20 protein-coding genes are annotated in these 25,151 nt (G+C 48.3%); 2 read left to right on the forward strand and 18 right to left on the reverse strand.

Features of this window, described 5'->3' with window-relative positions; genetic code table 11:
- Positions 1–114: 114 nt before the first annotated feature.
- Positions 115–678, reverse strand: coding sequence for an aldolase/citrate lyase/malate synthase family protein (locus tag Q4Q50_RS03015; protein WP_012090627.1), 564 nt, complete (start codon positions 676–678; stop codon positions 115–117).
- A gap of 251 nt (positions 679–929) precedes the next feature.
- On the opposite strand from Q4Q50_RS03015, the gene Q4Q50_RS03020 reads away from it, so the two are divergent.
- Together Q4Q50_RS03020 and Q4Q50_RS03025 are read left to right on the forward strand one after the other, a co-directional pair.
- Entirely contained in the window at positions 930–2,462 is a 1,533-nt protein-coding gene (locus Q4Q50_RS03020; protein ID WP_311898309.1) for a DUF3612 domain-containing protein, read from the forward strand.
- Positions 2,463–2,673: 211 nt separating this feature from the next.
- Positions 2,674–4,197, forward strand: coding sequence for a KAP family P-loop NTPase fold protein (locus Q4Q50_RS03025; RefSeq protein WP_311898310.1), 1,524 nt, complete (start codon positions 2,674–2,676; stop codon positions 4,195–4,197).
- Positions 4,198–4,583: 386 nt separating this feature from the next.
- On the opposite strand, the gene Q4Q50_RS03030 is transcribed toward Q4Q50_RS03025, so the two are convergent.
- From Q4Q50_RS03030 to Q4Q50_RS03110, 17 genes are all read right to left on the reverse strand, one after another.
- On the reverse strand, positions 4,584–4,910 hold the full coding sequence (locus Q4Q50_RS03030) for a DUF3325 domain-containing protein (RefSeq protein WP_012090624.1): 327 nt from the start codon (positions 4,908–4,910) through the stop codon (positions 4,584–4,586).
- Complete coding sequence (locus Q4Q50_RS03035; RefSeq protein ID WP_311898312.1) at positions 4,907–6,496, reverse strand: PepSY-associated TM helix domain-containing protein; 1,590 nt, start codon at positions 6,494–6,496, stop codon at positions 4,907–4,909. The genes Q4Q50_RS03030 and Q4Q50_RS03035 overlap by 4 nt, the downstream gene beginning before the upstream one ends.
- On the reverse strand, positions 6,493–6,861 hold the full coding sequence (locus tag Q4Q50_RS03040; protein WP_311898313.1) for a hypothetical protein: 369 nt from the start codon (positions 6,859–6,861) through the stop codon (positions 6,493–6,495). Before Q4Q50_RS03040 ends, Q4Q50_RS03035 begins: the two co-directional genes overlap by 4 nt.
- Positions 6,854–10,033 carry an efflux RND transporter permease subunit gene (locus tag Q4Q50_RS03045; protein WP_311898314.1) on the reverse strand — a complete coding sequence of 1,060 codons (3,180 nt, stop codon included), beginning with the start codon at positions 10,031–10,033 and terminating at the stop codon, positions 6,854–6,856. The genes Q4Q50_RS03040 and Q4Q50_RS03045 overlap by 8 nt, the downstream gene beginning before the upstream one ends.
- 4 nt (positions 10,034–10,037) lie before the next feature.
- Positions 10,038–11,087, reverse strand: coding sequence for an efflux RND transporter periplasmic adaptor subunit (locus Q4Q50_RS03050; protein WP_311898315.1), 1,050 nt, complete (start codon positions 11,085–11,087; stop codon positions 10,038–10,040).
- Between the two features lie 27 nt (positions 11,088–11,114).
- Positions 11,115–11,756 (reverse strand): nickel transporter, encoded by a 642-nt coding sequence (locus Q4Q50_RS03055; RefSeq protein WP_311898316.1) that lies wholly within the window; start codon positions 11,754–11,756, stop codon positions 11,115–11,117.
- A 39-nt stretch (positions 11,757–11,795) separates the two neighbouring features.
- A complete protein-coding gene (locus Q4Q50_RS03060; RefSeq protein ID WP_311898317.1) occupies positions 11,796–13,982 on the reverse strand; it encodes a TonB-dependent siderophore receptor in 2,187 nt (728 codons plus the stop codon).
- 402 nt (positions 13,983–14,384) lie between these two features.
- Complete coding sequence (locus tag Q4Q50_RS03065) at positions 14,385–15,632, reverse strand: glutamate-5-semialdehyde dehydrogenase (RefSeq protein ID WP_311898319.1); 1,248 nt, start codon at positions 15,630–15,632, stop codon at positions 14,385–14,387.
- Positions 15,633–15,680: 48 nt separating this feature from the next.
- A complete protein-coding gene (proB, locus tag Q4Q50_RS03070) occupies positions 15,681–16,781 on the reverse strand; it encodes a glutamate 5-kinase (protein ID WP_311898320.1) in 1,101 nt (366 codons plus the stop codon).
- An 11-nt stretch (positions 16,782–16,792) separates the two neighbouring features.
- Positions 16,793–18,289, reverse strand: coding sequence for a sodium/proline symporter PutP (putP, locus tag Q4Q50_RS03075; protein ID WP_311898321.1), 1,497 nt, complete (start codon positions 18,287–18,289; stop codon positions 16,793–16,795).
- Positions 18,290–18,292: 3 nt separating this feature from the next.
- On the reverse strand, positions 18,293–18,469 hold the full coding sequence (locus Q4Q50_RS03080; RefSeq protein WP_006079436.1) for a hypothetical protein: 177 nt from the start codon (positions 18,467–18,469) through the stop codon (positions 18,293–18,295).
- A 163-nt stretch (positions 18,470–18,632) separates the two neighbouring features.
- Positions 18,633–20,705 carry an FUSC family protein gene (locus Q4Q50_RS03085; RefSeq protein WP_311898322.1) on the reverse strand — a complete coding sequence of 691 codons (2,073 nt, stop codon included), beginning with the start codon at positions 20,703–20,705 and terminating at the stop codon, positions 18,633–18,635.
- 5 nt (positions 20,706–20,710) lie between these two features.
- Positions 20,711–21,574: an efflux RND transporter periplasmic adaptor subunit gene (locus Q4Q50_RS03090; RefSeq protein ID WP_006084695.1), complete on the reverse strand. Its 864-nt coding sequence runs from the start codon at positions 21,572–21,574 to the stop codon at positions 20,711–20,713.
- 6 nt (positions 21,575–21,580) lie between these two features.
- Positions 21,581–21,781, reverse strand: a complete 201-nt coding sequence (locus Q4Q50_RS03095) for a DUF1656 domain-containing protein (protein ID WP_006079439.1) — start codon at positions 21,779–21,781, stop codon at positions 21,581–21,583.
- Positions 21,782–21,962: 181 nt separating this feature from the next.
- Complete coding sequence (gene gorA / locus Q4Q50_RS03100) at positions 21,963–23,318, reverse strand: glutathione-disulfide reductase (protein WP_259582108.1); 1,356 nt, start codon at positions 23,316–23,318, stop codon at positions 21,963–21,965.
- A 179-nt stretch (positions 23,319–23,497) separates the two neighbouring features.
- Positions 23,498–24,061, reverse strand: a complete 564-nt coding sequence (locus Q4Q50_RS03105) for a hypothetical protein (protein WP_311898323.1) — start codon at positions 24,059–24,061, stop codon at positions 23,498–23,500.
- 168 nt (positions 24,062–24,229) lie between these two features.
- On the reverse strand, positions 24,230–25,021 hold the full coding sequence (locus tag Q4Q50_RS03110; RefSeq protein WP_311898324.1) for a hypothetical protein: 792 nt from the start codon (positions 25,019–25,021) through the stop codon (positions 24,230–24,232).
- Between the last annotated feature and the right edge of the window lie 130 nt (positions 25,022–25,151).

Here is a 25,151-nt window from a genome sequence, read left to right on the forward strand (position 1 = left end):
TTTTATTGAATCTTAGAAGGTTTGGCAAAGCAGGAGGGTAAATCGAAGAAGATGAACTGTGCTCAGTTCATCTTCTTAGCTGGATTATAAATGGCGAGGTTACAGAGCGTGAAATTATAAATTTACGATACTTTTCAAGTTGTAATCGCTGCCATCCTTTGCGGTAAACAACTTATCTTGGGTGTCGTTAGCGCTGGACATACCCGCATGTAACAGGCTGAGCCAATGACGCGATGCGGCTGAACGTGACTCTGGTGTTCCGACGACCATGTTTAATGACGTTTCGATTTGGATATCTTCCAGATTGGCAACGTCTCTCGCACCTATCATGCCATTGCGGTCGAAACTGAGTTCAACGTGGCAACCTAGGTCCTGCAACACTATGGCGCAAGGCGCATCTTTAGTGCCGTTAAAGGCCACAAACTGTTTTGGCTGACGTAAACCACTGTGGCTGCCGTCGGCAAAAAAGGCCAACAGGTGTTGGTAGTAAACCACATAGCTGCTCACATCTTGGTGTGAACCAGAGTTGAGTGGAAAGAGGCGGTCGAGGAATTGTTTCGCATTGGCGATCTTTTCGTGCTCGGCGACATTCACTTGGGCCACGGCTAGCACTTCTTCTGCGATGAGGCTGTTTAGATTCGGTTGGATCTGGTTGCTCTTGATAATTGACATATTCATCGCTCGTTCCTCTCACTCTTTCAATTTAAAAATTCAGGGTTTTGATTTAACTTTTGGCTTATCAAAGTTTGTTTTCAACTTGGCTTGTCCGCTTTAAGTGCTTGCCCGCTTTAAGGGTTAGTGGTTAAGCATTTCTTGAATTGCTGACTCCGCTGGTTTGCTTGAGTCGTTTCTCGATTGCTTAATTTGTAGTCTAGTCTTTTTTTGACTACAATTTCACAATAAAAATTTTACACTGTGAATTTTACAAAATGCGCAATGACCAGAGCTTGATGAGAAAATCACACTTCCTAGGCACAAAAATACGTAACCTACGGAAACGTAATAACTTAACCATGGAAGATTTGTCGGCACGCTGCATTCGAGTCGACGCCGGAAGTGCGCCCTCTGTGTCATATTTGTCGATGATCGAGCGTGGAAAACGAGTGCCGAGTGCCGGAATGCTGGCAGTCATCGCCGCGGTTTTTCAAAAAGATGCCGACTGGTTCCTCGACGATGTACCCGAAGAGAGCGCCATTACGCCAGATAAGGGCCGCCGTGGTGGCATAAGCGGTATGGCGCTCGAACCCAGCTTTTTGTTTTCCAATGATATTTTACAAATCGCGATACCAGAAATGCTGTCGCAGACGGGGATCTCAGGTCGGCAGTTTGCCCATTTATTGATCCGCGCCCATCAAGAACACCATCAAAATCATTTCCCCGATCTTGAACGGGCCGCCGAAGAAGTCGGCCTCAAACGTATGCCCTTATCTCTGGACGATATGTTGGATATCGCTAAGGGAATGGGATTAAAAATCAAGTGGATAGACAGTACGCCGCAGGAAGTTATCGATGAAATGGGCGTGAGTTCACGTCAGTTGGTCACCTCATTTATTGAGCCGCCGAGCACGATTTATGTAAATAAAATCCTCAAAAATCGTCCCAATAGACTCAAATATGATTTAGCCGTGCACATAGGTCATTGCGTGTTGCACAACAAGGACGGCCTCAAGAGTGTGATGATCTCAGGCCGCAAATTAGAAGTGGATGAAGAGGCGGGTATGCAGTCCAATACCTTGAACGCGCAGGATATTTTGCATGCGTGGCGTGACTTTGAATCGAGTTTTTTTGCCGGTGCGCTGCTGTGCCCTAAAGTGCCTTATCGCCAATTACTCGACCGCCACGGCTATGAGATTGAAGTACACAAGCAACTGCAAGTGTCAGCCTCGGTCGCCATGCGGCGCATGACAGTGGTATCTCCTTATCCCCATTGGCATTATTTCGACGCTTACGCACCAGGCAAACTCAAAGCCGTTTACCGTGGCAACGGTATCCCACTGCCTTGGGGCAATATGCGACTAGTGGAAGATCCTTGTCAGCATTGGGCCGTATTTAGGATGATCAGCGAGCCAACGGTCGGCACTTCGGCACAGATTTCGATTTTAAACGTCGGCAACGAACCCCGCATTTACTGCTGCGAGTCGATTAAAGTCGAAGACTCGGCGGGCAACCCGCATGTGCTCTGCGCCGGTATTGATTTGAATCCAGCCATTGAAGCCCAAGGCAAAGATGCCCTGTCTATCGCCCACGATTTGAAAGATGCCTGTGTCGCCAGTGGCGGTTCAGTCACCATTCCCAAGCACATTAAAAGCGATCTGGTGAGCGTCGCAAAAATCCTCAATATCAACTGGATAGAGCGCGGGATCAAAAACGACGCCCGCCTGATTTGCTCCCGCGGCGCCGTATGCCCACGTCAACCCAGTTGCTATCAAGCAGGTAAATCACAGTGTGAGGGTACTGAATAAAGTATCGCAGATGGGATTGATGTTAAGCACTCTCACTCCAGTGACTCGCCGTAAACTCGTCCCTGAGGGCTCGACGGCGGCATCCATGCCGCCAACGGTCACTTCCATGAGAGTGCTTAACTCTGTGGACTCCTGTGTTTGTCTGTATCACTCATTTAGTTGATAGTTTAAAAAATGAAGTATGAGTAACTGATTAATAAAAAGGGATTTTATGTCTGATGATATTGTAGAGTTTAACTGGCAGAAGCCTATTTTATGCACTGAGGGAACAGAATTATTTCCAAAAGACACATTTAATAGAGCAAGATACGCTTCATTTTTGCACAACTATTTGGCAAGTAATGCCATCGATGGCGGTTATGTATTAAACCTAAACGCTAAGTGGGGATCGGGTAAAACCTATTTCATTAACCGCTGGATTGAGAGTATTAAAGAGAGTCACCCTGTCGTTTATATAGATGCTTGGAAGCAGGACTATTCTGACGATCCTATGCTTACTGTGATTTCATCTTTGATAAACGCTTTAAGTGAGCAACTGCCACCTGACAATAAAGCAGTGTTAAATATTGCCAAGAAATCTGCTCGTTTTATCAAGGCTGCTGCGCCTGCTTTACTCAAAGGATTGGTGAAAAAGACAACTGGTTTGAATTTAGATGATGTTTCAATCGAAGGCGAAGATAAAATAACGCCTGAGCATGCAAATGATAGCAAAGGTTCATCGGATATTTTCGGTGAGTCGGCAGCGGCAATTGCACAATGCTTAGTGAAAGATCACAACGATAAACTGAAGTCAGTTGAATATTTACGGTCCGAAATTAAAGAATTAATTACTGCGGTAATTGCACATAAAAATGGTGCTTTAAAAACCCCGGCTTTTATATTCATCGATGAATTAGACCGCTGTCGTCCAAGTTACGCAGTAGAGATGTTAGAAGTCGTTAAGCACTTTTTTGAGCTCGATAATATTGCATTTGTTGTTGCGACTGATACTGAGCAATTACAGCATACAGTGAAAGCTGTTTATGGAGAAGGCTTTGATGCACAAACCTATTTAGGGCGATTCTTCAGGCGCCGTTACTCGTTAACTGAGCTTTCGCGCTATGAGTTTGTCGGCAGAATTGCAGAAAGCAAAGTGACTTATAATCCTCTGTGGAAAGAATACATTCCTAGATTAGATGAGATAGATGACTTCACAAGAGTTGTTTCTATTGTTGCTGACAGATTTAGGCTATCACTGCGGGAAACGGAGCAATTAGTTGATAAATTTTTGGCAGTCCTGAGCAATACCACCAAAACACTGAATCCCTATTTGTTGCTCATTTTATTCGTATTGAGGGACAAGCATTATTCATTGTATGAAGAGTGGATGGAAACCGCTAATAAAGAGCATAACTTCGGCCAGTCGGCCGCGCGTATAGTCTATATGGTAGATGCTTTTCCTATTTCTATTGAGACGTTGGTTCAAGGTTTCCTGCCAAGAGAAGCAACCACTAAAAGTAGCATTGACTTGAGCAATCGTTGGTATGTCATTTTAAATGATATGAATAAAATCTGTTCTGAGTGGTCGTTGAATGGAAAATCATTTTTCGCTGATGGGTTAAAAAAAGAGCGCCAAAGAGCGACTGCACGAAATGTTCAATTTAGTGTTCATTATAAAGAGGCTTTACTAGAGCTTACTGCCCAGAAGCAAGACTATAGAAATTGGGTAGAGCTAGCGGTGTCTTTTGATGAATAGAAAGACGCGCTTATCTATACTCCCAAGTCATTTGAGATCTATCCATTTATGAAATTTGGATGTTAATGTAAAAATCGTAAGCTACAAAAATACGCAGGATTAACCAGATTAAGCACTCGCGTGTAAGTGACCGTTGGCGGCATGGTCGCTCTTTCACATCCATGTGATCGCGACATTCGTAGGTCCTTCTACATCAGATGCCGCCGTCGAGCCTATAGGGATATATTCACGGCGAGTCACTGGAATGAGAGTGCTTAATCATTAGTTATGTCGTCACTCATGTGTTTATCGCTTTAAAAAGAACTCATCTCACAATCCCTACTCTATGATTTTTTATCAATCAGTCTCGCTCATGGTTGACGTGATTTTGTGTTTAAAATCATTGGTTAATATAACAAGCCGAGCAAGCACACTACGGTGCTGGCGGGTAATATGGGTTGTAGCCAGCGTGGTTTGTAACTGAGTAAAATTACTAGGATTATTGAACTTAAACACACCCAGCCGAGCAGTAATACGCTGGCGTACGCGGGGCCGTAATGACGACTGGCAAGCCAATAGCACAGGACGAGCGTTGCAGTACCAGCGGTGCGAAATCCGCGTGCCTGTGCATCGGTTAACGGGCGGTTACGCACGGCGCGGTGGTGGCTAAAATAAGATAAGGCCAACAGCCCCATGGCGATAAAACAGGTTAACAATTCGACTGTGGCTGTCATGATTCAACTCCTAATTCTGCCGTCGCTTTGGTTACCTGTGTAGCCAGCACTTTTTTAGGGCTACGCAAGCGTTTGGCTGCTATGTAAAACAGCGCCGCAAGTGCGAGCATCATGAGATCAAATCCTGCGAGAACATAGGCTTGGCGCTGTAAATTGCTTATCAGCTGAAACTGTGAAGTCATGGCATTGAGCAGGGGTAACAGGCCATAAAGCAAGGCGGTGAGTAAAAAGAGTCGTTGCCATGTTTGTTTATCTCGTTTGAAGCAAGCGAGCAGTGCGACTAACGCCCAACTGATAAAGAAACAATGGATTTCCCAGTTCTCTCTATCAGCAAAGGTGACGGGTAAGAGTCGATTGGCATAAAAATAACAGGCTAGCGCTATGGGTAAGCCAGCAAAGGTGGCGAGATTCAACATGTTCACTAGCGTGAGCCCGCTATGATTCTTATCTTTTTTAAGCTGCTTTTGTGCCAGTTTTTCGGCCCACATAATCGCGCCGCTGGCGATCATCACGCAGCCCGTTAATCCCGCCAGTAAATACAGTAAACGTAGGCCTTGGCCAGCAAAGCGACCACTGTGCAGGGCTATCATGGCACTTTGGGTTTGATTCGCTCCCGAAGTCACTGCCGACTGCGCCAACACAGCACCTGTCACAGTAGACAAGTGATACCAAGGCGCTTGCTGATTTAAGCTGTGCTTAGGGGCGATTTTGACTGTTACGCTGGCATTGCTGTCGTTGAGATTATCAAACTGTAAGCCTTCAATTGGTGACTCACCGACGACACTGTGAATCGCACTGAGTAAACTCTGACTATCGAGCATAGTGGCTGGCGTGCCCGTGGCGGCGGGAGTTTGGTAAATGGGTTTCCATTGCGAATAAAAGGCTTGAGTTTCATCACCATATTGCGTGCTCAGCCCCCATGGCATGTACATAAACATCAGGGTCACTAGGCCGGTGTATGTGATCATAAGATGGAAAGGTAAGGCAAGCACTGAGCTGGCGACGTGGGCATCGAGCCAAGAGCGCGGGCCTTTGCCGGGTCTAAAACTAAAAAAATCCTTAAAAATCCGCTTGTGGATCACTATCCCGCTGATGATGGCGACTAACATGAACATAGTACAAAAACCGACGATCCAACGCGCAGTGATGACGCTCATGTAGTACAAGTCGAAATGCAGTCGATAGAGGAAATCGCCACCTCGACTTTCCCGCGCTTTGGGTAGTGCTTCACCCGTCGCAGGGTTAATAAAGCCTTGATGATAATCACCAAATCGCTGGCCTTCAGCGGCAGGTTCACTCCACGCATAGGTCAGTAATGGCGTCCGCTGTGTGGGCAGATACACCCACCATGTCTCAGCGTCGGGGGCTTGCTGTGCCAAGGCCGTTAGACCTTTGAGTATTAGCTGTTGGTTATCCGCATTGACATCATATTGGCTGCCGTGGTTTTCGGGTTGCATCCACAGGTTGATTTCAGCACGGTAATAGGCCGCTGTTCCGGCAAAAAACACTAGAAATAACACCCAGCAGGTGAGTAATCCCACCCAAGTGTGTAGCCAAGTCATTGAACGAAAAAAGGAGTCTTTCATAATCCGCCACCTTGAATAGGATTGATATCCAACGCCTTAGCGGCAAGGTAGGCTAGATACAGCAGACCGCTAAGCGCGAATAAATCCAGCCAGTATCGCCACGTTGATTTAACGCTGAACACCCAAATCACGGCGCAGGTGTACACAGTAAATGACAGCATCATGGCGGTTAACACCCGATCAACCTGAGATAACGGCAGGATTTGCGCGAGCAAAATAGTCGCGACCGCACTTATCAAATAGCCACCAAAGGTTGCTGCGAGGCAGCGATTACCTATGTGCAGACTATCGCGCCAAATAGCGGAATTTTTCCAACGCGTTAGTCTTTGCATTAACGGCTGAGTCATGGCGATTTTCTCAATCATGATGGCGTGCCACTTTGGCTGAACTGGCGGTTAAATTGGCCCTGTTGGTGTAGGACAACACAGAGATTAACAGGGCGGGTAAAAAGGTTAAGCTGAGGAGCGTTGCCACGATAAGGCCTGCCAGCACAACTATGCCAACACCGCGGTAGAGTTCGCTGCCTGCCCCAGGGAATAACACCAGCGGTAATAGGCCAAACAAGGTCGTCGCTGTGGACATTAAAATCGGCCGTAATCGATTGGCGACGGCAGATTTGACGGCGTCAACGACACTAAACAGACCCGATTGCAGGTTTTTACGGCTCTGTTCCACGATCAAAATCGGGTTATTAACGACTGTGCCGAGCAGGATTAAAAATCCAAGCATGGTAATCATATCAAAGGGTTGGTGCCAACCTTGGCCGCCAAGATACGCAAACAAGCTGCCAGTATAATTAAGCGCTTGTAAGCCGACTAACCCGCCTGCGAGCCCGAGTGGGATAGTGATCAGCACAAATAACGGATAACCCCAGTGATTAAAAATTGCGACTAATAACAAGTAGATGATCAATACGGCGACCAGAAAATTGCTAGAAAGTGCCGCTTTCGTCGCTTCGAGTTGATCGGCTGCGCCTGAAATATCCAAACTGACATCTTTGCCGACCGCCCCTTGTTGATAGAGGATAGGGACTAATTCTTCCCGCACCTTAGCCACTGCGGTTTCCAGCGCAATGGCGCGCGGTGGAATAATGTAAAGAGTCACTGTTCTGCGGCCATCGACGCGGCGTAAACTGTCGCTATCCATCTGCTCGCTAATGTCGGCCAAGGCTTGCAGTGGCAACACATTGCCCTTAGGCGTCACTATCGGTGCGAGCGCCAATTGCGACAGGCTCTGTTGATTGCCCGCAAGGCTAAAGAGGAAGATATCAACCTTGTTATCATTGAGGAAAAACTCGTCGACATAGGCGCCATCGCTCAGTGCCGAAACCGCATAGCCAAACTCACTGCCGCTAAAATCTTGCTCTACAAGACGTTGCCAGCGAGGGGAAATCTGCCACAGGGGTTGATCTAGCGACAAGGTTGATGGGTCTGAATACAGCTGCGGCTCGGCAAACACTTTTTCTGCCGCTTGATACGCCGCTTCGGCAGCGCGGTAGAGGCTGGCTTGATTTGGGCCTGAAATATCCAAGGCGACTGCGCGGGTGCCGCCATCGTTGCTGGAAATAATTGATCCCCGCGATGAATAGGCGCGCATGCCCGGATATTGCTCAAATAAGGCGGTGAGTGAGCTCATCATGGCATCCATATCTTGGCTGCGAACGGGCTCGCTCATCACCCAAATACTGCCGACACCTACGCTGAGGGTATAGTATTTTAGCGGCGGGATTTTTTGCTCACCAGATTCAAAGGATGCCGCCTCGGCATTGACTCTCGCAGATAGCTGAGTCGTTAATTCTTCAGCAATTTTAGCCATTTCCGACAGGTTGTAACCCGGCGGCGCGACCATAGAGGTAAAGGCTTTTGGCTCTTCGCCTTCGGGTAAATATTCGGTCGGAGGCATAAGCCAAGCCGCAAGCCCAATCGTCGAGACGAGTGATAGCACAATCACAGCGGCGCGGCGTTTTGCCGATAGCACCAGCTGGCTGACTAAGCTCAATATGCGTGATGCTTTGGGCGGCTCACTTTGGTTTGTGCTTGCCGAGCGTATCTTACCGAAACCAAAACGGGCAATAGCGGCGGGTACGATGAACACCGCGACCAACATAGAAGCGACAATAGATGCAGCGATGGCAATCGCGATATCCGAGTACAGTTGTCCCGCTTCTTGTTTAATAAATAGAATGGGTACAAACACCAGCACTGTAGTGAGTGTCGAGGCCAGTACCGCAGGCCACACATCGTAAATGCCACTGATGGCTGCTTCGAGACGATCTAATCCGCGTCTGCGGGCTTGTTCAATGCTTTCGAGTACCACAATGCTGTTATCGACTGTCATGCCGATGGCAAAGGCCACACCCGCCAGCGAAATGACATTAATAGTGCGATTAAACACTAGCAGCCCGACGAAGGCGGCTAAGGTACACAGCGGAATACCGATAACGCCTATCAGGGTGGCTCGACTCGAGCGCAAAAAGAGGTACATGACTAAGGTTGCCAGTAATGCGCCTAGGCCCAAATTAACCCACACATTTTCAACCGAATCTTGCACATAGCGCACATCATCACTGAATAGCTCTAATTGCATGGCGTGCTGGGCGAGTTGATTTTGATTGATCTGCGCTACCACAGGCATCATGGCGGCTTTGATGGCGATAACGTTAGAACCGACGTCCCGCTTAACCGCTAAGCTGAGGGTACGTTCTTGTTCGGCAAATGACAGCTCACGGATCTCAGCGTGGTCGAGTTTTATCTCGGCAACGTCTTGCAGCAGAATATTGGTATTACCTTGGCGTTTTAAAATCAGTTGCTTAAGTTGATTTAAATCCTCGAAACGGCCAATCACCCGCAGTAAATAACGTTTTTTACCACTGTCGATATCGCCCGCTGAGGTGTCCTTGTTGCGATCTCTAATGGCTTGGCGCACATCCATAATGCTGATGCCGCGTTGGGCGAGTTTGGCGGGATCGAGCCGTATTTGAATTTGCCGTTCAGCGCCGCCTTGAATAGTGACGGAGGAAACGCCTTTGACGCGCTCCATTTGTGGGCGAATGAAATCGTTAGCGAAATCGCGCATCATGTCTATATCTAGATTCAGCGGGTTCCCCGCGACAGGCACGAGGCGGAAATACATGAAAGCGTTGTCTGAATATGAACTGCTGTAAAGCCTTGGTTGATCGACGTTTTCAGGGTAGGACGACACTTGACTGAGCGCATTGCTAACACGAATAAGCGCATCGCTTATCTCAGTGCTTTGGGGGAATTCGAGTTCGATCCATGCCGAACCCGTATCTGCCCAAGATGTCATGCGTTGTAAGTTGGGCAGGGTGCGCAGGTAGCGTTCCTGCTCAAGCAGAATTTCTTTTTCAACGTCTTGCGGCGTTGCTCCCGGCCAACCTGTGGCGACACTGATGGTGCGCACATCTAGGTCGGGGATCATTTGGATTGGGATACGCAGTGCCGCAGCCGTGCCCAATACGCAGAATATCAAGACGATGACCGACAGTAAGGTGCCATGTTTAATACCAAACTTCAGCATCCCACTAACCTCCTATGACAGAGTTGCGCACAGAGACTGACTGTTGGTCTTGTAAACTCTCGTTACCGCGGATCACCACGGGCGCGTCTTTGGGTAATGGACTGAGGATTTCAATCCCGATGGCGCTCGTATGGCCCACTTGAACGGTATGCCGTTGGGCTATGTTGTTTTGCACGGTAAAGACGCTGAACTGGCCGTCGGGGTGACGGACTAGCGCATCTTGCGGCACGACAACACTGTGTTGCGCTCGCTGTAAGTGGAAGGTGGCAGTGGCTGATGTGCCGGGCATCAAAAGTCCATCCGCTTCGGGAATAGTCAAGCGTACCAAGAAGCTGCGAGCATTGTGGTCGCTCACAGGGACAAGGGCACTCACATGGCCGATAAACGCTTGTTCAGGCAGCATGTCGGCGGCAATGTCCACGTGAGTCGCAGTGGCTACGCTTTGGAACATTTCCTGCGGCACTTGAATGTCGAGCCAGAGCTGTTCTTGGGATACTAAGGTGAAGATTTCAGTGCCGACATTAACCCATTCACCGGTTTCAGTTTGTTTGCTGGAAATCACCCCCGCAAACGGCGCCATCAGTTGGTGACGGGCGACTACCTCTTTTTGGTGTGCGAGTGCCGCCGTTAAACTTTGCAGATTGGCTTCGGCCTCGGTTAACGCCGCTTGGCGAATCGCGCGCTCTGTTTCGGGGAATAACTGCTGAGCGCTGAGTGTTTGCGCTTCGGTGAGGAGTCGCTGCTTTTCTGCCAGCATGGTCTTAGCGGCTATTACATCGGCTTGACGCTGTGCTAATTGATGTACGGCTAAGGTATCGTCGAGTGCGAGTAAAGGCTGGCCTGCGCGGACTTGGGAGCCTGCATCGACCAGCACTTTGGCTACTAGGCCATCGGTACGTGCCGATAAGCGAGCCACCCGTGCGGATTTAATGGTGCCACTGAGTGGCAACAGTTCATTGGTGCTGCCAGTTTGGGGCAAGGCGACTGTTACAGGTACTGCGCTTGCGTGGACTGCAAAACACAGCAGGTATAAACCTATCATTAAATACCGCACGTTAACTCCATCTCACTATTAAGATTGTTACTGAGTGATAAAACTTGTGGTGGTGATGTGTAAAACGCTATCAACCTCGTTGCCAGCCAGTGTTTGTTTGCCTTCTGTGGTGTGGTTGCTGACGAGCAAGTAGCGGCCTGCATCTGGGGTATCGAGGGCGAATTTACCTTGGGCATCGGTAGTGAAAGACTTGCTCCAAAAACCGGGGCGATACACTTGCACTGGATGATTCACCAGTGGCGCGCCTTTATAGTTAAGCACAAACTCGGGAGCGCCTGACTTTACTGGCGTAAATTCAAAATCTTGCAGCGCTTTGGTGTGTTCTTGTCCCGTGCGGGCATAGAGTATTGCGGCTTGTAGTCCTGTCTCGGTTTTCCAGGGTTGCCACGCGGTATCGGCATAGAAACTGACGTCACTCTTGCCATCTTGGGTTTTAACCAACAAATGATCGGCTTGCGCTGTGGCGGTCAGCGGCGCTTTGGCATTGGCGTCGAAAATTCGTGCCGCGCTTAACGACGCTAACTCTTCGGCTGTGGCGTACTCTGAACCCGGTTCACCAAATTGCACTTTGACCGAACCATCGCTGCTGCGCTCAAGCCATACTTCATGTGCTTGAGCCGAAAAGGCGATACCACCAAGTAAAGTGAGTAGTACAAGTGCTTGTTTCATTTAATTATCCTTAATATAGTTTAGTGTTGGGTGCAAAATTTACAGTGTCCAACGTAATGACAGCGTGGCATTACGTGGCTCGCCAAAGTCTGCGTAGCCCCAGAGTGAGCGGTTATAGTTTTTGTCGAAAATATTGTTGATGTTCACTTGCATCGAAATCGACGGTGTTATTTGGTAGCCAAACATTAAGTCGACGAGTGAGTAGGCGGATTGTGCTTGGCGGTAAGCCACATTCGGCGCGCCATCGACACCCCAAATAGTGCCTTGATAGAAGGTGCTGCTCTGCCAGCGCCAGCTTGCGCCCGCAGTAACACCGGGGAGGATGTCTTCAAAGTTATACTTAGTGGTCAGTTTGAAAATATCTTCGGGGAGATAGGTTTGGCGGCGTAGGCCATCTTTATCTTCTGCATTGTTGTGGGTATAACCGCCGCTGATATCCCATAAGTCGGTAAGACGTCCGGCAATTTCTAACTCATAGCCTTTGGTGGTAATTCCATCCACACTTTCGTAGATAGAGTCACCGGAAGGTAGCTGACCTTTACCTGCATACTCGGGTTCGTTGTCTTTATTGGTTTCGTAGACGGCGGCTGACATGTTTAGCATGTCATCGAACAGCGCGACCTTGACGCCGCCTTCGACGTTTGTGCCTTCTGCAGGTTCGAGCAGTTGGCCATCTTCACCAAAATAGGTCCCAGGTTTGAAGATTTCAGTACGGCTAGCGTAGACAGCGATCTGCTCGGTCACATCGTAGACTAGGCCGTAGTAGGGGATGAAAATACCGGTTTTTTCCATGGTTGCATCTGTGCTGTTACCCACGAGATCATGCTTTTCATAGGACCAGTTACTTACGCGTCCGCCGACCATTAATTTCAGTGAATCCAACACATTGATACGGACCGTGCCGTAAACACCCGATTGGCTTTGTTCATTGGTTTGGCCATTGGTGGGGGAATTAGGAATATTAGGCTTGGGGTAATTGCCCTGATCCGCGACGTTATAGCGACGTTGGGGGGCGGAGTTCGTGTTGATGTTATCGAACTCGTTGTCACCATAGTTAAAACCGATCACAGCGCTATGTTCACGGCCGAGTAAATCGAAGTTACCCGTTGCATATAGGTTGAAACTGTTGGTATCGGATTCTCTATCATGCTGGGCGGCATAAGTATCGCCCCAAGGGCCGACAAACTCGCCGGTTGATTTCACTATGTTGTCGCCAGGGTAAAAGGCCAATGCATCTATGGTGGCGTTAGCAATACGGTAGGCACTGACGAGTGACCAGTCGTTATCGAATCTATGTTTAAACTCGGCCATGAGACTTTTTTGGGTCACGTCCCAATGGGTCCAGTCCTGTGAGCTGGAATAACTGCGGCCGAACTCGACAGCTGTGCCATCGGTATAAAATGCAGGATTAGAGTTCCAGTTATACACGCCATCGGTTTGCGATTTTTGATAGTCCGCAAACAGTGACAAGCTAGTATCTGTACCTAGACTCGTTTCAACCACGCCATAAAGCACTGTGGTATCGCGTTGATAGCGGTCGATAAACGAATCGCCTTTCTTCACCGCACTGACGAATCGACCTTTCACATTGCCTGAATCCGTGAGCCAGCCAGAAACATCGGCCTCTAATCTATAGGTATTCCACGAGCCATAACTGACACTTGCAGTGGCGCGGGTATCATCCGTTGGGCGTTTACGAATAAAGTTAACCGTGGCAGAAGGTTCACCTAAGCCGCTTAAGATCCCGGCCGCACCTTTTAACACTTCAACTCGTTCGGCAATCACAGGGGCTAAACCTTGATCAATTGAGCCGCTGTAAACATTGGATGAAGAGGTTGTGATTAAGCCGTCAATTTGCACACCGCTGTCGAGTGCATAACCGCGCACGAAAATCTTACTGTTTTCAGAGGCATCACCCACCATAGTGACGCCCGGAGTGTGGTTTAACACTGACTCCATAGTGATCAAACCTTTGTCACTGATCATCTCTTCGGTAATCAAAGTGACGCTTTGCGGGGTTTCTTTGAGTGACATAGACAAACCCGTGGCGCTATTCATTGCCGCTCGGGTGTAGGTTCCTACTACGTTCAATCTTTCTATCTGTTCTGTATCTTCTTTCTCATCTTGCTTAGGGTCCGTATTGGCTTGAACCGTCAAAGTGAGTGTGCTGAGAAGTACAGGGATCAATGGCGAGCGCCATGACGTTAAAACAGATAGGGGAGGCATGGTATTTCAATCCTTTCAGGCGATTTCAGATTAAATGATGATTGGTGATACTGAGTGCAAATAAAGCACATAGTTGCAAATGAGAATCGATCGCATAATAGGTTTGTTGAAAATAAATGCAATATGCCCAATGTGTAAATTGTTGAAGCGGGGTTGTAACTTATTGGCGAATAGTTTGTCAGCGAGCTGTGATAAGCGGTCGCGGTGGGAACCGCGCTTTTAGCGCATGTCTTACTATAACTCGGTTTCAGGGCATCGACTTGGAACAAAAGCTGTTGTGACTCAAGCTCCTCTAGCCAACAAAAAGGCCACAGTCGTTACCGACTGTGGCCTTTAATCTTTACAATTGAATCGAAATCCAACGGACTTGTTAAGCCTAAAAGTGTGATTTACACCTTAGGTTTACGCCCGCACTTGGCCTGTACCTGAGACTAAATACTTCTCAGCGGTCAAGGACTCGAGTCCCATTGGGCCGTAGGCATGTAGCTTAGAGGTCGCGATGCCGATTTCGGCGCCAAGACCGAGTTCGCTGCCGTCGGAGAAGCGCGAAGAAGCATTGACCATCACCACTGAGGCATCGACTGCACGTTGGAAGCGTGCTGCTGTGACTTCGTTTTCGGTGCAAATCACTTCGGTGTGCTGGCTACCAAAACGGGCAATGTGTTGGATTGCATGGTCGAAGTGATCGACTTGGCGAATGGCGATTTCGAGATCTAAATACTCTTGGCCGAAATCGTCTTCTTCCATATAAGTACAGTTTTCGAAGTAGCCACCGGATTGGGTACAAGCATTGATTTTAACCTTATGCTCGGCCAGCGCTTTGGCCACTTTAGGCAGGAATTGCGAGGCAATTTCTTGGTGTACTAATAGGGCTTCGAGGGCATTACACACGCCTGTGCGCTGGGTTTTACCGTTGAGCAGTAAGTCCATAGCAATATCCAGATCGGCATCTTTATCGACGTATAAATGACACACGCCTTTAAAATGCTGGATCACTGGGATTTTACTGTTGTCAGTCACAAAGTTAATCAAGCCTTCGCCGCCGCGGGGAATGATCACATCGATATAATCTCGTTGCTGCAGCAGTTCTAGCATGAGGGCGCGATCTGGGTCTGGCACTACTGTGATTAACGCCTCGGGCAAGCCGTATTGTTTCAATACGCTTTGCAAAATGGTGGCGATAATTTTGCTGGTGTGCAGCGCCTCTTTACCACCGCGCAAAATCACGGCATTGCCGGATTTAAAGCACAGGGCACCCGCATCGGCGGTAACATTCGGACGTGCTTCATAAATCATACAAACCACGCCTAATGGCACGCGCATCTTGCTGATGGATAAGCCGTTAGGTCGTTGACCAATATAGCGTTCGTTGCCAATCGGATCGGGCAAGGCAGCGATGGTTTCAATCCCTACTGCCATGGCTTCTACGCGTTCTGGTGTTAGCGTTAAGCGGTCGAGCATAGCAGGGGCAAGGTTATCGGCTGTTGCTCTGTGTAGGTCAATCAAGTTAGCGCTTTGGATTTCGTAGGACTTTTCACGTAATGAACGCGCCATGTCGAGGAGTACAGTATTTTTAAGCTGTTCGTCGACTTGGGCGAGGATCAGAGCCGCCTTGGCAGCTTCTTGAGATAAATTTTTGATTAAATTCATATTTACTCCGTTAAGATGTTTAATCGCTTAGCGTTATTCGGCTGATGCTTATTCGAGAATGGCGATATTTTTCTCGGAAATGATCGGTCCAGTCTTTTGCTGAAATTCACTGGCAAACTCGCGATCGTCTTGGTCCGTAATAAAGCTAAGTAAACAACTACTGTAAATGGATTTGGCCTTGGCCAATTTAGTCCCATCACCTTTGCGAACTAAAATGGTGTCACCGGCAGAGAAGTCCCCATTGATGGCAACGACATCGTCGCTGGTCAATTGCTCGCTATGTTCGTCTAGGTCGATACTAAAGTCATTTTCGACAATAACTTCACCTTGAGCCTGCGAGGTATGTGTCATCCAATGCAGATGTTCTTGCATGGGTTTTTCATGGGAAGTGAAGAGTGTGCCCGGATTTTGACCCTTCAACAGTTGGTTGAATGAGTCAGCATCGAAACCATTGATGATAAAGGTTTCAATCCCGTGGGAAATCGCCTTCTTGGCGGCTTGTATCTTAGTCCGCATACCACCTGTGCCGACGGCACTGCTGGCGCCGCCTGCCATGGCGTAGATTTCGGCATTAATCTCGTTCACTTGCTTGATAAGCTGTGCATCGGGATTTTCATGGGGGTTTTGTGTGTAAAGCCCGTTCACATCTGAACAGATAATCAGGGTATCGGCATCGGCCGCCGCGGCTACCATGGCCGAGAGATTATCGTTATCGCCAACTTTGAGCTTGTCGGCGGTGACGGCATCGTTCTCGTTGATGATAGGCAGTAGCCCATGTTCGAGTAGGCTGAAAATCGTATCTTTAATACTGATGTAACGATCTCGATTGCGTAAATCACCGTGGGTTAACAGTAGCTGTGCGGTCGGGAAATCAAATAACTTGTTCCATGTGGCCATCATATCGGCCTGACCTGCTGCTGCCATGGCTTTCTTCACTGTGACGCTAGGTTTATCAACCTCGCCAAAGTGATGCCATCCTGCGGCGACTGAGCCCGAAGAGACCAAGACAACTTGGATCCCTTGGGCACGACAATAAGTAATAAATTGGGCAATGCCGAGTAAGTAGTGGCTGCTGCAACCTTGTTTGTGGGGTGCAATCAGGGCACTACCTACCTTAACGACAATGCGTTTCCAGGGTAAGTCAGTCATACCTGCGCGCCTCATCTGTCTTCGGCTAAAACACGGCCAGCCTTATGGAATAATTTAGTGGTTTTGGCACAGGGATCAGTATCGAGTAACGAGACTATCCAAATCACCACACTGCTCACGGCAAAGCCGGGGATCATTTCATACACCACTGTGGTTAAGGCTTTTCCATCTGCCAATACCGGTGCATAAATCCAAAACAACACTGTAGCAGCGCCAGAGACAATGCCCGCAATTGCGGCTTTGTGAGTTAAGTTAGCTTTATACAAGCTAAACAAAACTAATGGACCAAAGGCGGCACCGAATCCTGCCCATGCATTACTCACCAGTGACAGCACACTGCTAGAGCGGTCGAGCGCCAGTAGACTCGCGACAATTGCCACGCCTGCTACGCCAAAGCGACCCATTTTCACCATGTCTTTTTCGGTAGATTCTTTCTTCGACATCACGCGATAGATATCTTCGGTGAGTGAGCTTGATGACACTAATAGCTGCGATGAAATGGTGCTCATGATCGCGGCCAGAATGGCGGCCAGTAAGAAGCCACTAATGATCGGATGGAATAACAACTCAGAAAACACGATAAAGATGGTTTCAGGATCGGTCAGCTTCATACCAAATTTATTGGCGTAAGCGATACCGACAAGACCTGTTGCCAGTGCACCCACAATGGTCACTGTCATCCAGCCCATACCTATGTGTCTGGCGGTTTTAATGTCAGCTACTGAACGAATCGCCATGAAGCGGACAATAATATGCGGTTGGCCAAAGTAACCGAGTCCCCAAGATAAGCTTGAGATAAGCCCTAACATAGTGACGTTTTGCATCGCATCGGTGAAGTGTGGAATCGACTGATACGCAAAGTTCAACATAGTGTCAGCGCTGGTAAATTCTTGATATGCCACGACAGGAACTAAGACTAAGGCGACAAACATAATACAGCCTTGGACAAAGTCAGTGAGGCTCACTGCCAAGAATCCGCCTAACAGGGTATAAGAAACCACAACCGCTAGTGTGACGACTAAACCTATGTCGTAGTTCAGGCCAAATGCTGACTCAAACAATTTACCGCCAGCCACTAAACCTGCCGAGGTATACAAGGTAAAGAAGATCACAATGATCACGGCCGAAATAATACGGATACTGCCGTTAGCATTGCCGAAGCGTTTAGCAAAAAACTCCGGGATAGTGAGGGCGTTGTCCGCCACCTCGGTATAAACCCTAAGTTTTGGTGCAACGACCAAGTAATTGATTAGAGCACCAATCAATAGCCCAAGTGCGATGTAAATGGTTTCGAAACCAACCAAAAACATAGCGCCGGGAAGACCCATTAGCATCCAGCCACTCATGTCAGATGCACCCGCTGAGAGTGCGGTGACCTGTGGACTTACCTTACGGCCGCCAAGAATATAGCCTGACACATCGCTGGTGGATTTTTTGTAAGCGAATAAGCCAATGGCGAGCATAACGATAAAGTAGATAGCTAAGGAAATGTAAGCGAGGTAATTCATTGGTTATTTTTCTCCTAACGCTTTGTTATTTTGAATAATACTCGGTTTCAAAATGACAAAGAGATAGGTGCTTAATATTGCAAGTAAACACATAAACTGCATTGATTCCTTAGCGTGTAATCGGGTAAAGCTTGCTACTTGCGAGATGAGATTTTCCTCTGGTGGGTTCTCCGTAGACATAATTTCTCCTTGGTTGATAATTGAATTTATATCACCAATATAGTTAGTGATCTAACTATATTAAGGCATTTTATCGGCCAAATATCAAGCTTCTATTGGATTTAAATGGTTTTGGTGGCAGTAAAAGAGTGGCTTTTGGGGTGGGAAATAGTTTGAGAACTGACTATTTTTCTGAGGTGTTTTTCTGCTCGGCGATACTGTGGGCAGTACGTTCGAAGGTTAAAGTGATGCGTTCAAACATCCCAGTAATCATAGTGAATTGTTCGTTGGGTAACGGACATTGGGCCAGCGCTTGTAATAAGGCTTCGCTGCTGATTTTAAACTCTTCTGCGACTTGTCCGTGGGCGCAGGCGATAAATGCCTGACCTAAATTGTGTTGCCAAAGGTTGAGTGCATTTTCTAAGCCTAAGTTTAAGTGCGTATCTGAAATGCCCTGCAACATGCGCCGCATCCGAATCGACACATGGCCTAGATTAAGTGCCGTAAACACCAGATCGGTAAATACCCTCGAACTCTTGCCCGAGCCTTTTTCGTAACTGGCGATCCGCAGCAGTCGATCGCCCATGCGGGCGTTAAACCAAGGCTCAGGATCATCATGCTGTGCGATATGCACCAGATCTTTTTGGATGGATTGCAGCAGACGATATTGCATCAACCGCTGGCTAGGTTCAGTAATCAATTTAAACAACCAATACAGCACAGTAACGCCGACAAAAATCGCTAAGGCATTGCTGACGGTGTTTTCTATCGCAAATGAAATGGTGTTGCTGGGCTGCACTAACACAGCAAACGGCACGCAAATGCCGAGCCCATAGGGCAAGGTCGGTCGATTAGCCAAGGCGAGTAAGCCGATAAAAAACGGCCCAGCGAGCACTAAAACGAGGATTTCGAAATCGCCGCTACTCTGTGCCAGCAAAGGTAAAGCGTAAAACACTGTGAGCGGTACTGCGATAGTGATGCCGACAAGAATACGGCGCAAAATCGTGGTTAACATCGGCAGTGGTTGGCGTGCCATCATGATGGAAAAGACCACGGGCAGCAGGATCATCATGAGGACCGCGCTCGACCCTGTGCCAATCCACAGTGAAGCCCCAATGACAAACACCGCCATGCTGCGCAGGCCCGTGGTAACGCCTATTAATGGGTCTCGGTGAAACTCCATCGGCGGCGCGTTGAGCTGTACCGCAGAATGACTGGTTAGCACGTTATAACTCTTGAGCACCATGATCAGATCGGCGCTTAATTCCATCGCGACTTTGAGTAAGCGCGTCTCTAATGGCGCGCGGTCGCGGTATTGCATCAGGTTTTGCTGGAGTTGATACCTCAAGGTGCGCGCCATTTTGTAGCATTCTTGGTAATCACTCGATTGCGCCATCAAGGTAAAACTGCTGCGCATATTAGCTAAGGATTTCGCGAGTGGTTCGCTAACAAGATGGGAATGATTACGTTGCAGCCGGCCAAATATTTGGATTGCCGCCAATAGCGAAAGGGTTTTATTGCAGAGAAAGTTCGCCGCATGGCTCTGCCCGCGTCCTTCGGGGCCTTCATAAATCACCGCACTGGAATCGTCACTCAGCGCCGATACTGACTCCATAATCGTGTCGATATGTTCATGGCGACTCGCATGTTCCCCCTGTAAATCGAGTTCTAATGCAAGATAGTTAAGCGTATGATTAATGGTGTTTTTAGCATGCAATTGTAGACTATGTTTTACCTTGGTCGGCCAAAGTAGCGAGCTGACCAAGACGGCGCAAATCGCCCCGACGACAATCTCGCTGATCCTCGACTGTGCCACATCGAATATTTTTGCACTATCGGCCGTGCTTGGGCTCGCCATCACAATGAGCACTATCAAGCAGGCGGTCATGCCCGCCATAGCAAAGGCATAGACAAAGTTTTGCTGGCGCACCATGGCGGACAACCCAGAATTTAGCCCTATCCAGCAGGCGAGTAATCCTAAGGCGAGTTCGGGATAGGGCGTAAACCAGTTGAGTATGGCAATCCCTGCGAGCGCACCGACTAAGGTGCCGCCGATTTGGCATAAACCCTTTTCGATCACGAGTCCACTTTCGGGGCGGATTTGCAGAAATACCGCCGACACCAGCGCCCAATATGGCCGTTCTAGATTTAAGAACATGGCCACATATAAGGCGAGCGCCATCGAGATCACGCCCTTAATCGCGAAGATAAGGGTTCGTCGGTCTGGAAAGAATAAACTCTTCAGTAACAGCGTCATAATGACTATTTGTCAGTCTGTAGCTGGATGGAAACTGTCATGCCGACGCTCAGCTCTATGTCCTTAGGAATGCTATCTAGCTGAATATCGACTGGAATGCGCTGCGACAACCTCACCCAATTAAAGGTTTGGCCGATTTGCGGCAATAACTGTCCATTAGTAGTGACATTGGTATTGGCGATTGCTTTACCTATGCTGGTCACTTTGCCATGCAAGACATGGCCGCCACTCATCAGGCTGACATCGGCGTTTTGACCTATGTGAACCAAGGGGATTTTGGTTTCTTCAAAATAGCCTGTGATATAGAGAGAGTCTTGTTTGACCAGCGAAAATACCGAGTTGCCTTTGCTGACATAGTTGCCATTACGCAGACTTAAATTGATCAGAGTGCCGTTTTCGGGAGCGTGAATTTGCGTTCGCGCTAAGTCAATTTTGGCGGTATTTAATTGCGCCTGTGCGAGCTCATAACTGGTTCGTGCCAGTTCGGTATTGATAAAGGCTTCGTCGAAGGTTTCTTTGCTAACTAAGTTGTCATTGGTCAAACCGATACGGCGTTTGTACTTATGCTTTGCCAGTTCCCATGCCAATTTTTGGCTTTCCGCTTTGGCATTCAATTCGGCAATCGTGGCCTTGTAGCGGGTATCGTCCACAGTGAACAACACATCACCCTTATTGACGATTTGATTGTCTTTTACATTCAGTTGGTTCACCCAACCGGACACATCTGGCGCTATGGTAATGATTTCGGCGCGAACTCGGCCGTCGCGAGTCCAAGGAGAATAAAGGTAGTGTGACCATATCCAATGTCCGGCTATACCTGCAACCGCGACCACAATGAGGGTGAGGCTGATACGAAAGATTTTTCCCATGAACAATCAACTCCCAAGCAAGTAAATGACCAACGCCAGATAGCAGATAAACAGCCCAACTTCGAACCAAGCTTCGCGCCACAGCTTGTGATAGAGCCCAGTTTGATAGAGTACCAAGCGAGTGATGCAGGAAAGCAGAAAAGCTAAGGGGATAAAGATAATTAATGGACTAAATAACAAACCATCGAACGCGAGTTCTTTAAGCATTACGCTATTCATCCCGATTACAGTGGCGCAGCGATAACCGCGCTGTGTGTTTAAAATGCAAAGTACTCAGTCGAGATTATAGGAAAGTCGCGTGAGAGTTAATGATTTTATGCTATCTATGATCAATTAGGGCCAGCATTAGCTGGCCCTAAATATGATGAAATCAAAGCGAAAATCGCTTTTACCTCATGGTAACGAATTCTTCGGCGCCCGTTGGGTGGATAGCAACAACCGCATCGAAATCAGCCTTAGTTGCGCCCATTTTCATAGCGACGCCGAAACCTTGGAGGATTTCGTCCATACCAAAACCAATACCATGAATACCGACGACTTTTTCGTCCTTGCCAGCGCAAACTAACTTCATCTTACAGGCTTGGCGATGGGCAGTTACGGCGGTGTACATTGAGGTAAACGTCGAGGTATACACTTTAACGTTATCATCGCCGTATTGGGTACGGGCTTCTGGTTCGGTCAAGCCCATAGTACCGATTGGTGGATGGCTGAACACGACGGTTGGGATCAGCTTGTAATCCATTTTGGCATCTGTCATGCCGTTAAATAAACGCTCGGATAACAAACGGCCCGCTTTAACCGCAACAGGGGTGAGCTCTACGCCGCCCGCCATAATGTCGCCGACACAGTAAATTCCTTTGTGAGTCGTATTTTGCTGCTCGTCAGTGATGACATAGCCTTTGCTATCTAATTGCACTTCGGTGTTTTCTAAGCCGATATTGCCCGTCGCAGGTGAACGGCCAATTGCCCAAATTAGGCAATCAACAGTGATGCTTTCACCGTTTTCTAAGCTCAGTGTTAGGCTGTCATCGGAATTTTTAACCACAGCTTTTGGTACGCTATGGGTGTGCAATGTAGGGCCTTCGGTCGCCATGGCCTCAACGAGGGCGTCGACTAAGATGGGGTCAAAGTTACGCAGCGGCGCATGTTTACGCACTAATAAGTGAGTTTCACTGCCCAGAGCGTGTAACACGCCAGCGACTTCAACGGCGATATAGCCCGCGCCCACAACGGCAACGCGTTTTGGTTGCTCACGCAGGGCGAAGAAACCATCGGAGTCGATACCATGCTCGGCACCAGGAATGTCCGGAATAGTCGGCGCGCCGCCAGTGGCGATAAGGATGTTATCGGCAGTGTAATGTTCGCCGTCCACTTCAATAGTGTTGCCATCGACAAAACGGCCGTAGCCATTTAATAGCGTCACTTTGTTGTTGGCAAAACCACGGCCGTAGGCATCATGAATGCGGCCAATGTAGGCTTCGCGGTTCTCGACCAAGGTATTCCAATCGAATTTATTAACAGTGACGTCGAAACCATAATCTTTGGCGTAAAGGTTCATCGCTTCGGCAACATGGGCGCCATACCACATGACTTTTTTCGGCACACAGCCTACGTTTACACAGGTGCCACCTACGTGTTTGGCTTCGATGAGTAGAACCTTAGCGCCACGCATTGCTGCTCGGTTTGCTGAGGCGATACCGCCGCTGCCTGCGCCTAGGCAGATATAGTCAAAATGTTGAGCCATGAGTTTCTCCGTCTTACTTCAAGGATGAGATGCTTTACAGCAGAAGGTCATTGTAGGGGTGTTTGCGATAACAGACCAGCCCATTGCATGACTAACGCATAAGACCGTACTTTGACTGAAAAAGATCCTGAACTTTACACTTACCCGAACTGGGCATCAGCTGTTCATCGGGTCGCCGTCTAGCGGCGATATTGGCAATTAGAGTGATCGTTTTGAGCGGGACCTTCTGCGCCACATTTCAAACATTGCCATTCCTTTTGGCGGGCGCTGAGTTCGTCGGCTTGATGCGTAGCGGCATTATCTTGTTTGCCGCCGAGTTGCGCTTCTAACTGATCCATACGTTTATCGAGCCAGCGGCAGTTGGGATCATTGGCTACGTGTTCACGGCTGGCAAGTTGTTGCTTGCGGCTGAGTTTTTTACTCTTAGCGGCTTTGGTCGATTGCGTGGCTTTAGTTGATTTAGTGGTTTTGGATGACTCAGTCGGCGTGAGAGTGGGAGCCGAATACTCGAGGCTGCTTTGCTCTTGGTTAGGCAGATTAATCGGTTTGCCCTCACTGTCGAGCAAGGTGCCTAGGGGCAAAGGCGCGGTTTGTGTCGATTGTGATAAGGACTCTAGACTCGGTTCAGATTCAGGCTCAAGTTCAAGTAATTGCCGTGCTTCAGCCGAGTATATGACTGGGAGAAAAAGCAGAAGTAAGGCAATAACGGCGGTGCGGATGAGATAAAAGTGCTGGGCTAACATTCCCTGTTCCTCGGTAAAATCGATATGAATGGTGAGTCGTTCCGTCGACGTTTTGAGTGTAGTTAGTGAGCGTTATTTTGCCAAATGGAGCGGGATAAATTGACAGAGGAAGGTTGTAATACGGCGCTACAAAACACTGAGCTAAAAACCACGGCGCTAAGAATGGAGTTAAAACGTTATCGCAAAGTGGATGCCGGCATAGGTCTCATCTTGCGAACTCATATCGCCATTCGCCGTCGCTTCTTGCTCAATATCACCTTGGGCAATGCTGTGGCTAATGTGGCCGCTAACACTCATGTAGGATGACAACTGATAATTGGCTTCTAGGCCAAACTGTAGGTTATTGCGACCATCATGTTCTTCTGTGCGATATTTAAAATCAAACCCTTGAGTGATATAGGGCGTGAGGCTGAACTGGTCTGTGATATTCCAATAACTGTGCAAACTCACTTCAATAAAGTAGCCTGTCGCCTCTGTGGAATAGACATAACTCACCGATGGTACCAACCAAGCTGTGGCGCTGTAGGCGAGTTCGGCAAATAGCTCGTTATCTTGGCAACGGCTATTGCTGTAGCCTTCAATGCGCTGATATCCCAGATTTGCTTCTAGGTTCTCGGCGATATTGAACCCATATTCGAGGCCGATATTCCACTCAGTGTAGGCTTGGCTATCGCCGCGGCCAACTAAAGCGTAGGCGGTGATATTGTCTTGCTGGACTGCGGTATTCAGCCAATAGATGCCGCCATCTTGCAGATTATTGCGACCCTGTGAGACGTATTGACTGTCCCAACCTAAATCCAGTGTTACAGCTAAGGCTTGGCTATTCTGGCTGGGCAATCCGGCGCTTGAAATGCTCTCTATGCTTTCTAGGCTCTCATTGGCGAATGCGTTGTAGCTAAGGCCGTTGATGCCTAAAGTGCAGAGGATGCTCGCCATCAGTTTTACTGAGTGTGTTGCCATATTTTTGCTGATTTAGGTAGAAATGCGTTTGTTAGGGCGAGAATACCTTTCCCATAGATAAGTGTTAATGCGAATTGATTCGATTTGCGATCAAGCCGACAATAATGCTTAGGTACATTAAGCGTAAATG

The organism is Shewanella scandinavica, from assembly GCF_031932065.1.
Lineage (GTDB): Bacteria > Pseudomonadota > Gammaproteobacteria > Enterobacterales > Shewanellaceae > Shewanella > Shewanella baltica.

Coding starts and splice junctions, on each gene's coding strand:
- Q4Q50_RS03020 (WP_311898309.1), top strand. CDS start 930: ATGCGCAATGACCAGAGCTTGATGAGAAAATCACACTTCCTAGGCACA.
- Q4Q50_RS03030 (WP_012090624.1), bottom strand. CDS start 4,910: ATGACAGCCACAGTCGAATTGTTAACCTGTTTTATCGCCATGGGGCTG.
- Q4Q50_RS03015 (WP_012090627.1), bottom strand. CDS start 678: ATGAATATGTCAATTATCAAGAGCAACCAGATCCAACCGAATCTAAAC.
- Q4Q50_RS03065 (WP_311898319.1), bottom strand. CDS start 15,632: ATGAATTTAATCAAAAATTTATCTCAAGAAGCTGCCAAGGCGGCTCTG.
- Q4Q50_RS03095 (WP_006079439.1), bottom strand. CDS start 21,781: ATGCTTAAAGAACTCGCGTTCGATGGTTTGTTATTTAGTCCATTAATT.
- Q4Q50_RS03110 (WP_311898324.1), bottom strand. CDS start 25,021: ATGGCAACACACTCAGTAAAACTGATGGCGAGCATCCTCTGCACTTTA.
- Q4Q50_RS03085 (WP_311898322.1), bottom strand. CDS start 20,705: ATGACGCTGTTACTGAAGAGTTTATTCTTTCCAGACCGACGAACCCTT.
- Q4Q50_RS03105 (WP_311898323.1), bottom strand. CDS start 24,061: ATGTTAGCCCAGCACTTTTATCTCATCCGCACCGCCGTTATTGCCTTA.
- Q4Q50_RS03080 (WP_006079436.1), bottom strand. CDS start 18,469: ATGTCTACGGAGAACCCACCAGAGGAAAATCTCATCTCGCAAGTAGCA.
- Q4Q50_RS03040 (WP_311898313.1), bottom strand. CDS start 6,861: ATGATTGAGAAAATCGCCATGACTCAGCCGTTAATGCAAAGACTAACG.
- Q4Q50_RS03025 (WP_311898310.1), top strand. CDS start 2,674: ATGTCTGATGATATTGTAGAGTTTAACTGGCAGAAGCCTATTTTATGC.
- gorA (WP_259582108.1), bottom strand. CDS start 23,318: ATGGCTCAACATTTTGACTATATCTGCCTAGGCGCAGGCAGCGGCGGT.
- Q4Q50_RS03060 (WP_311898317.1), bottom strand. CDS start 13,982: ATGCCTCCCCTATCTGTTTTAACGTCATGGCGCTCGCCATTGATCCCT.
- Q4Q50_RS03055 (WP_311898316.1), bottom strand. CDS start 11,756: ATGAAACAAGCACTTGTACTACTCACTTTACTTGGTGGTATCGCCTTT.
- Q4Q50_RS03045 (WP_311898314.1), bottom strand. CDS start 10,033: ATGCTGAAGTTTGGTATTAAACATGGCACCTTACTGTCGGTCATCGTC.
- Q4Q50_RS03035 (WP_311898312.1), bottom strand. CDS start 6,496: ATGAAAGACTCCTTTTTTCGTTCAATGACTTGGCTACACACTTGGGTG.
- putP (WP_311898321.1), bottom strand. CDS start 18,289: ATGAATTACCTCGCTTACATTTCCTTAGCTATCTACTTTATCGTTATG.
- proB (WP_311898320.1), bottom strand. CDS start 16,781: ATGACTGACTTACCCTGGAAACGCATTGTCGTTAAGGTAGGTAGTGCC.
- Q4Q50_RS03090 (WP_006084695.1), bottom strand. CDS start 21,574: ATGGGAAAAATCTTTCGTATCAGCCTCACCCTCATTGTGGTCGCGGTT.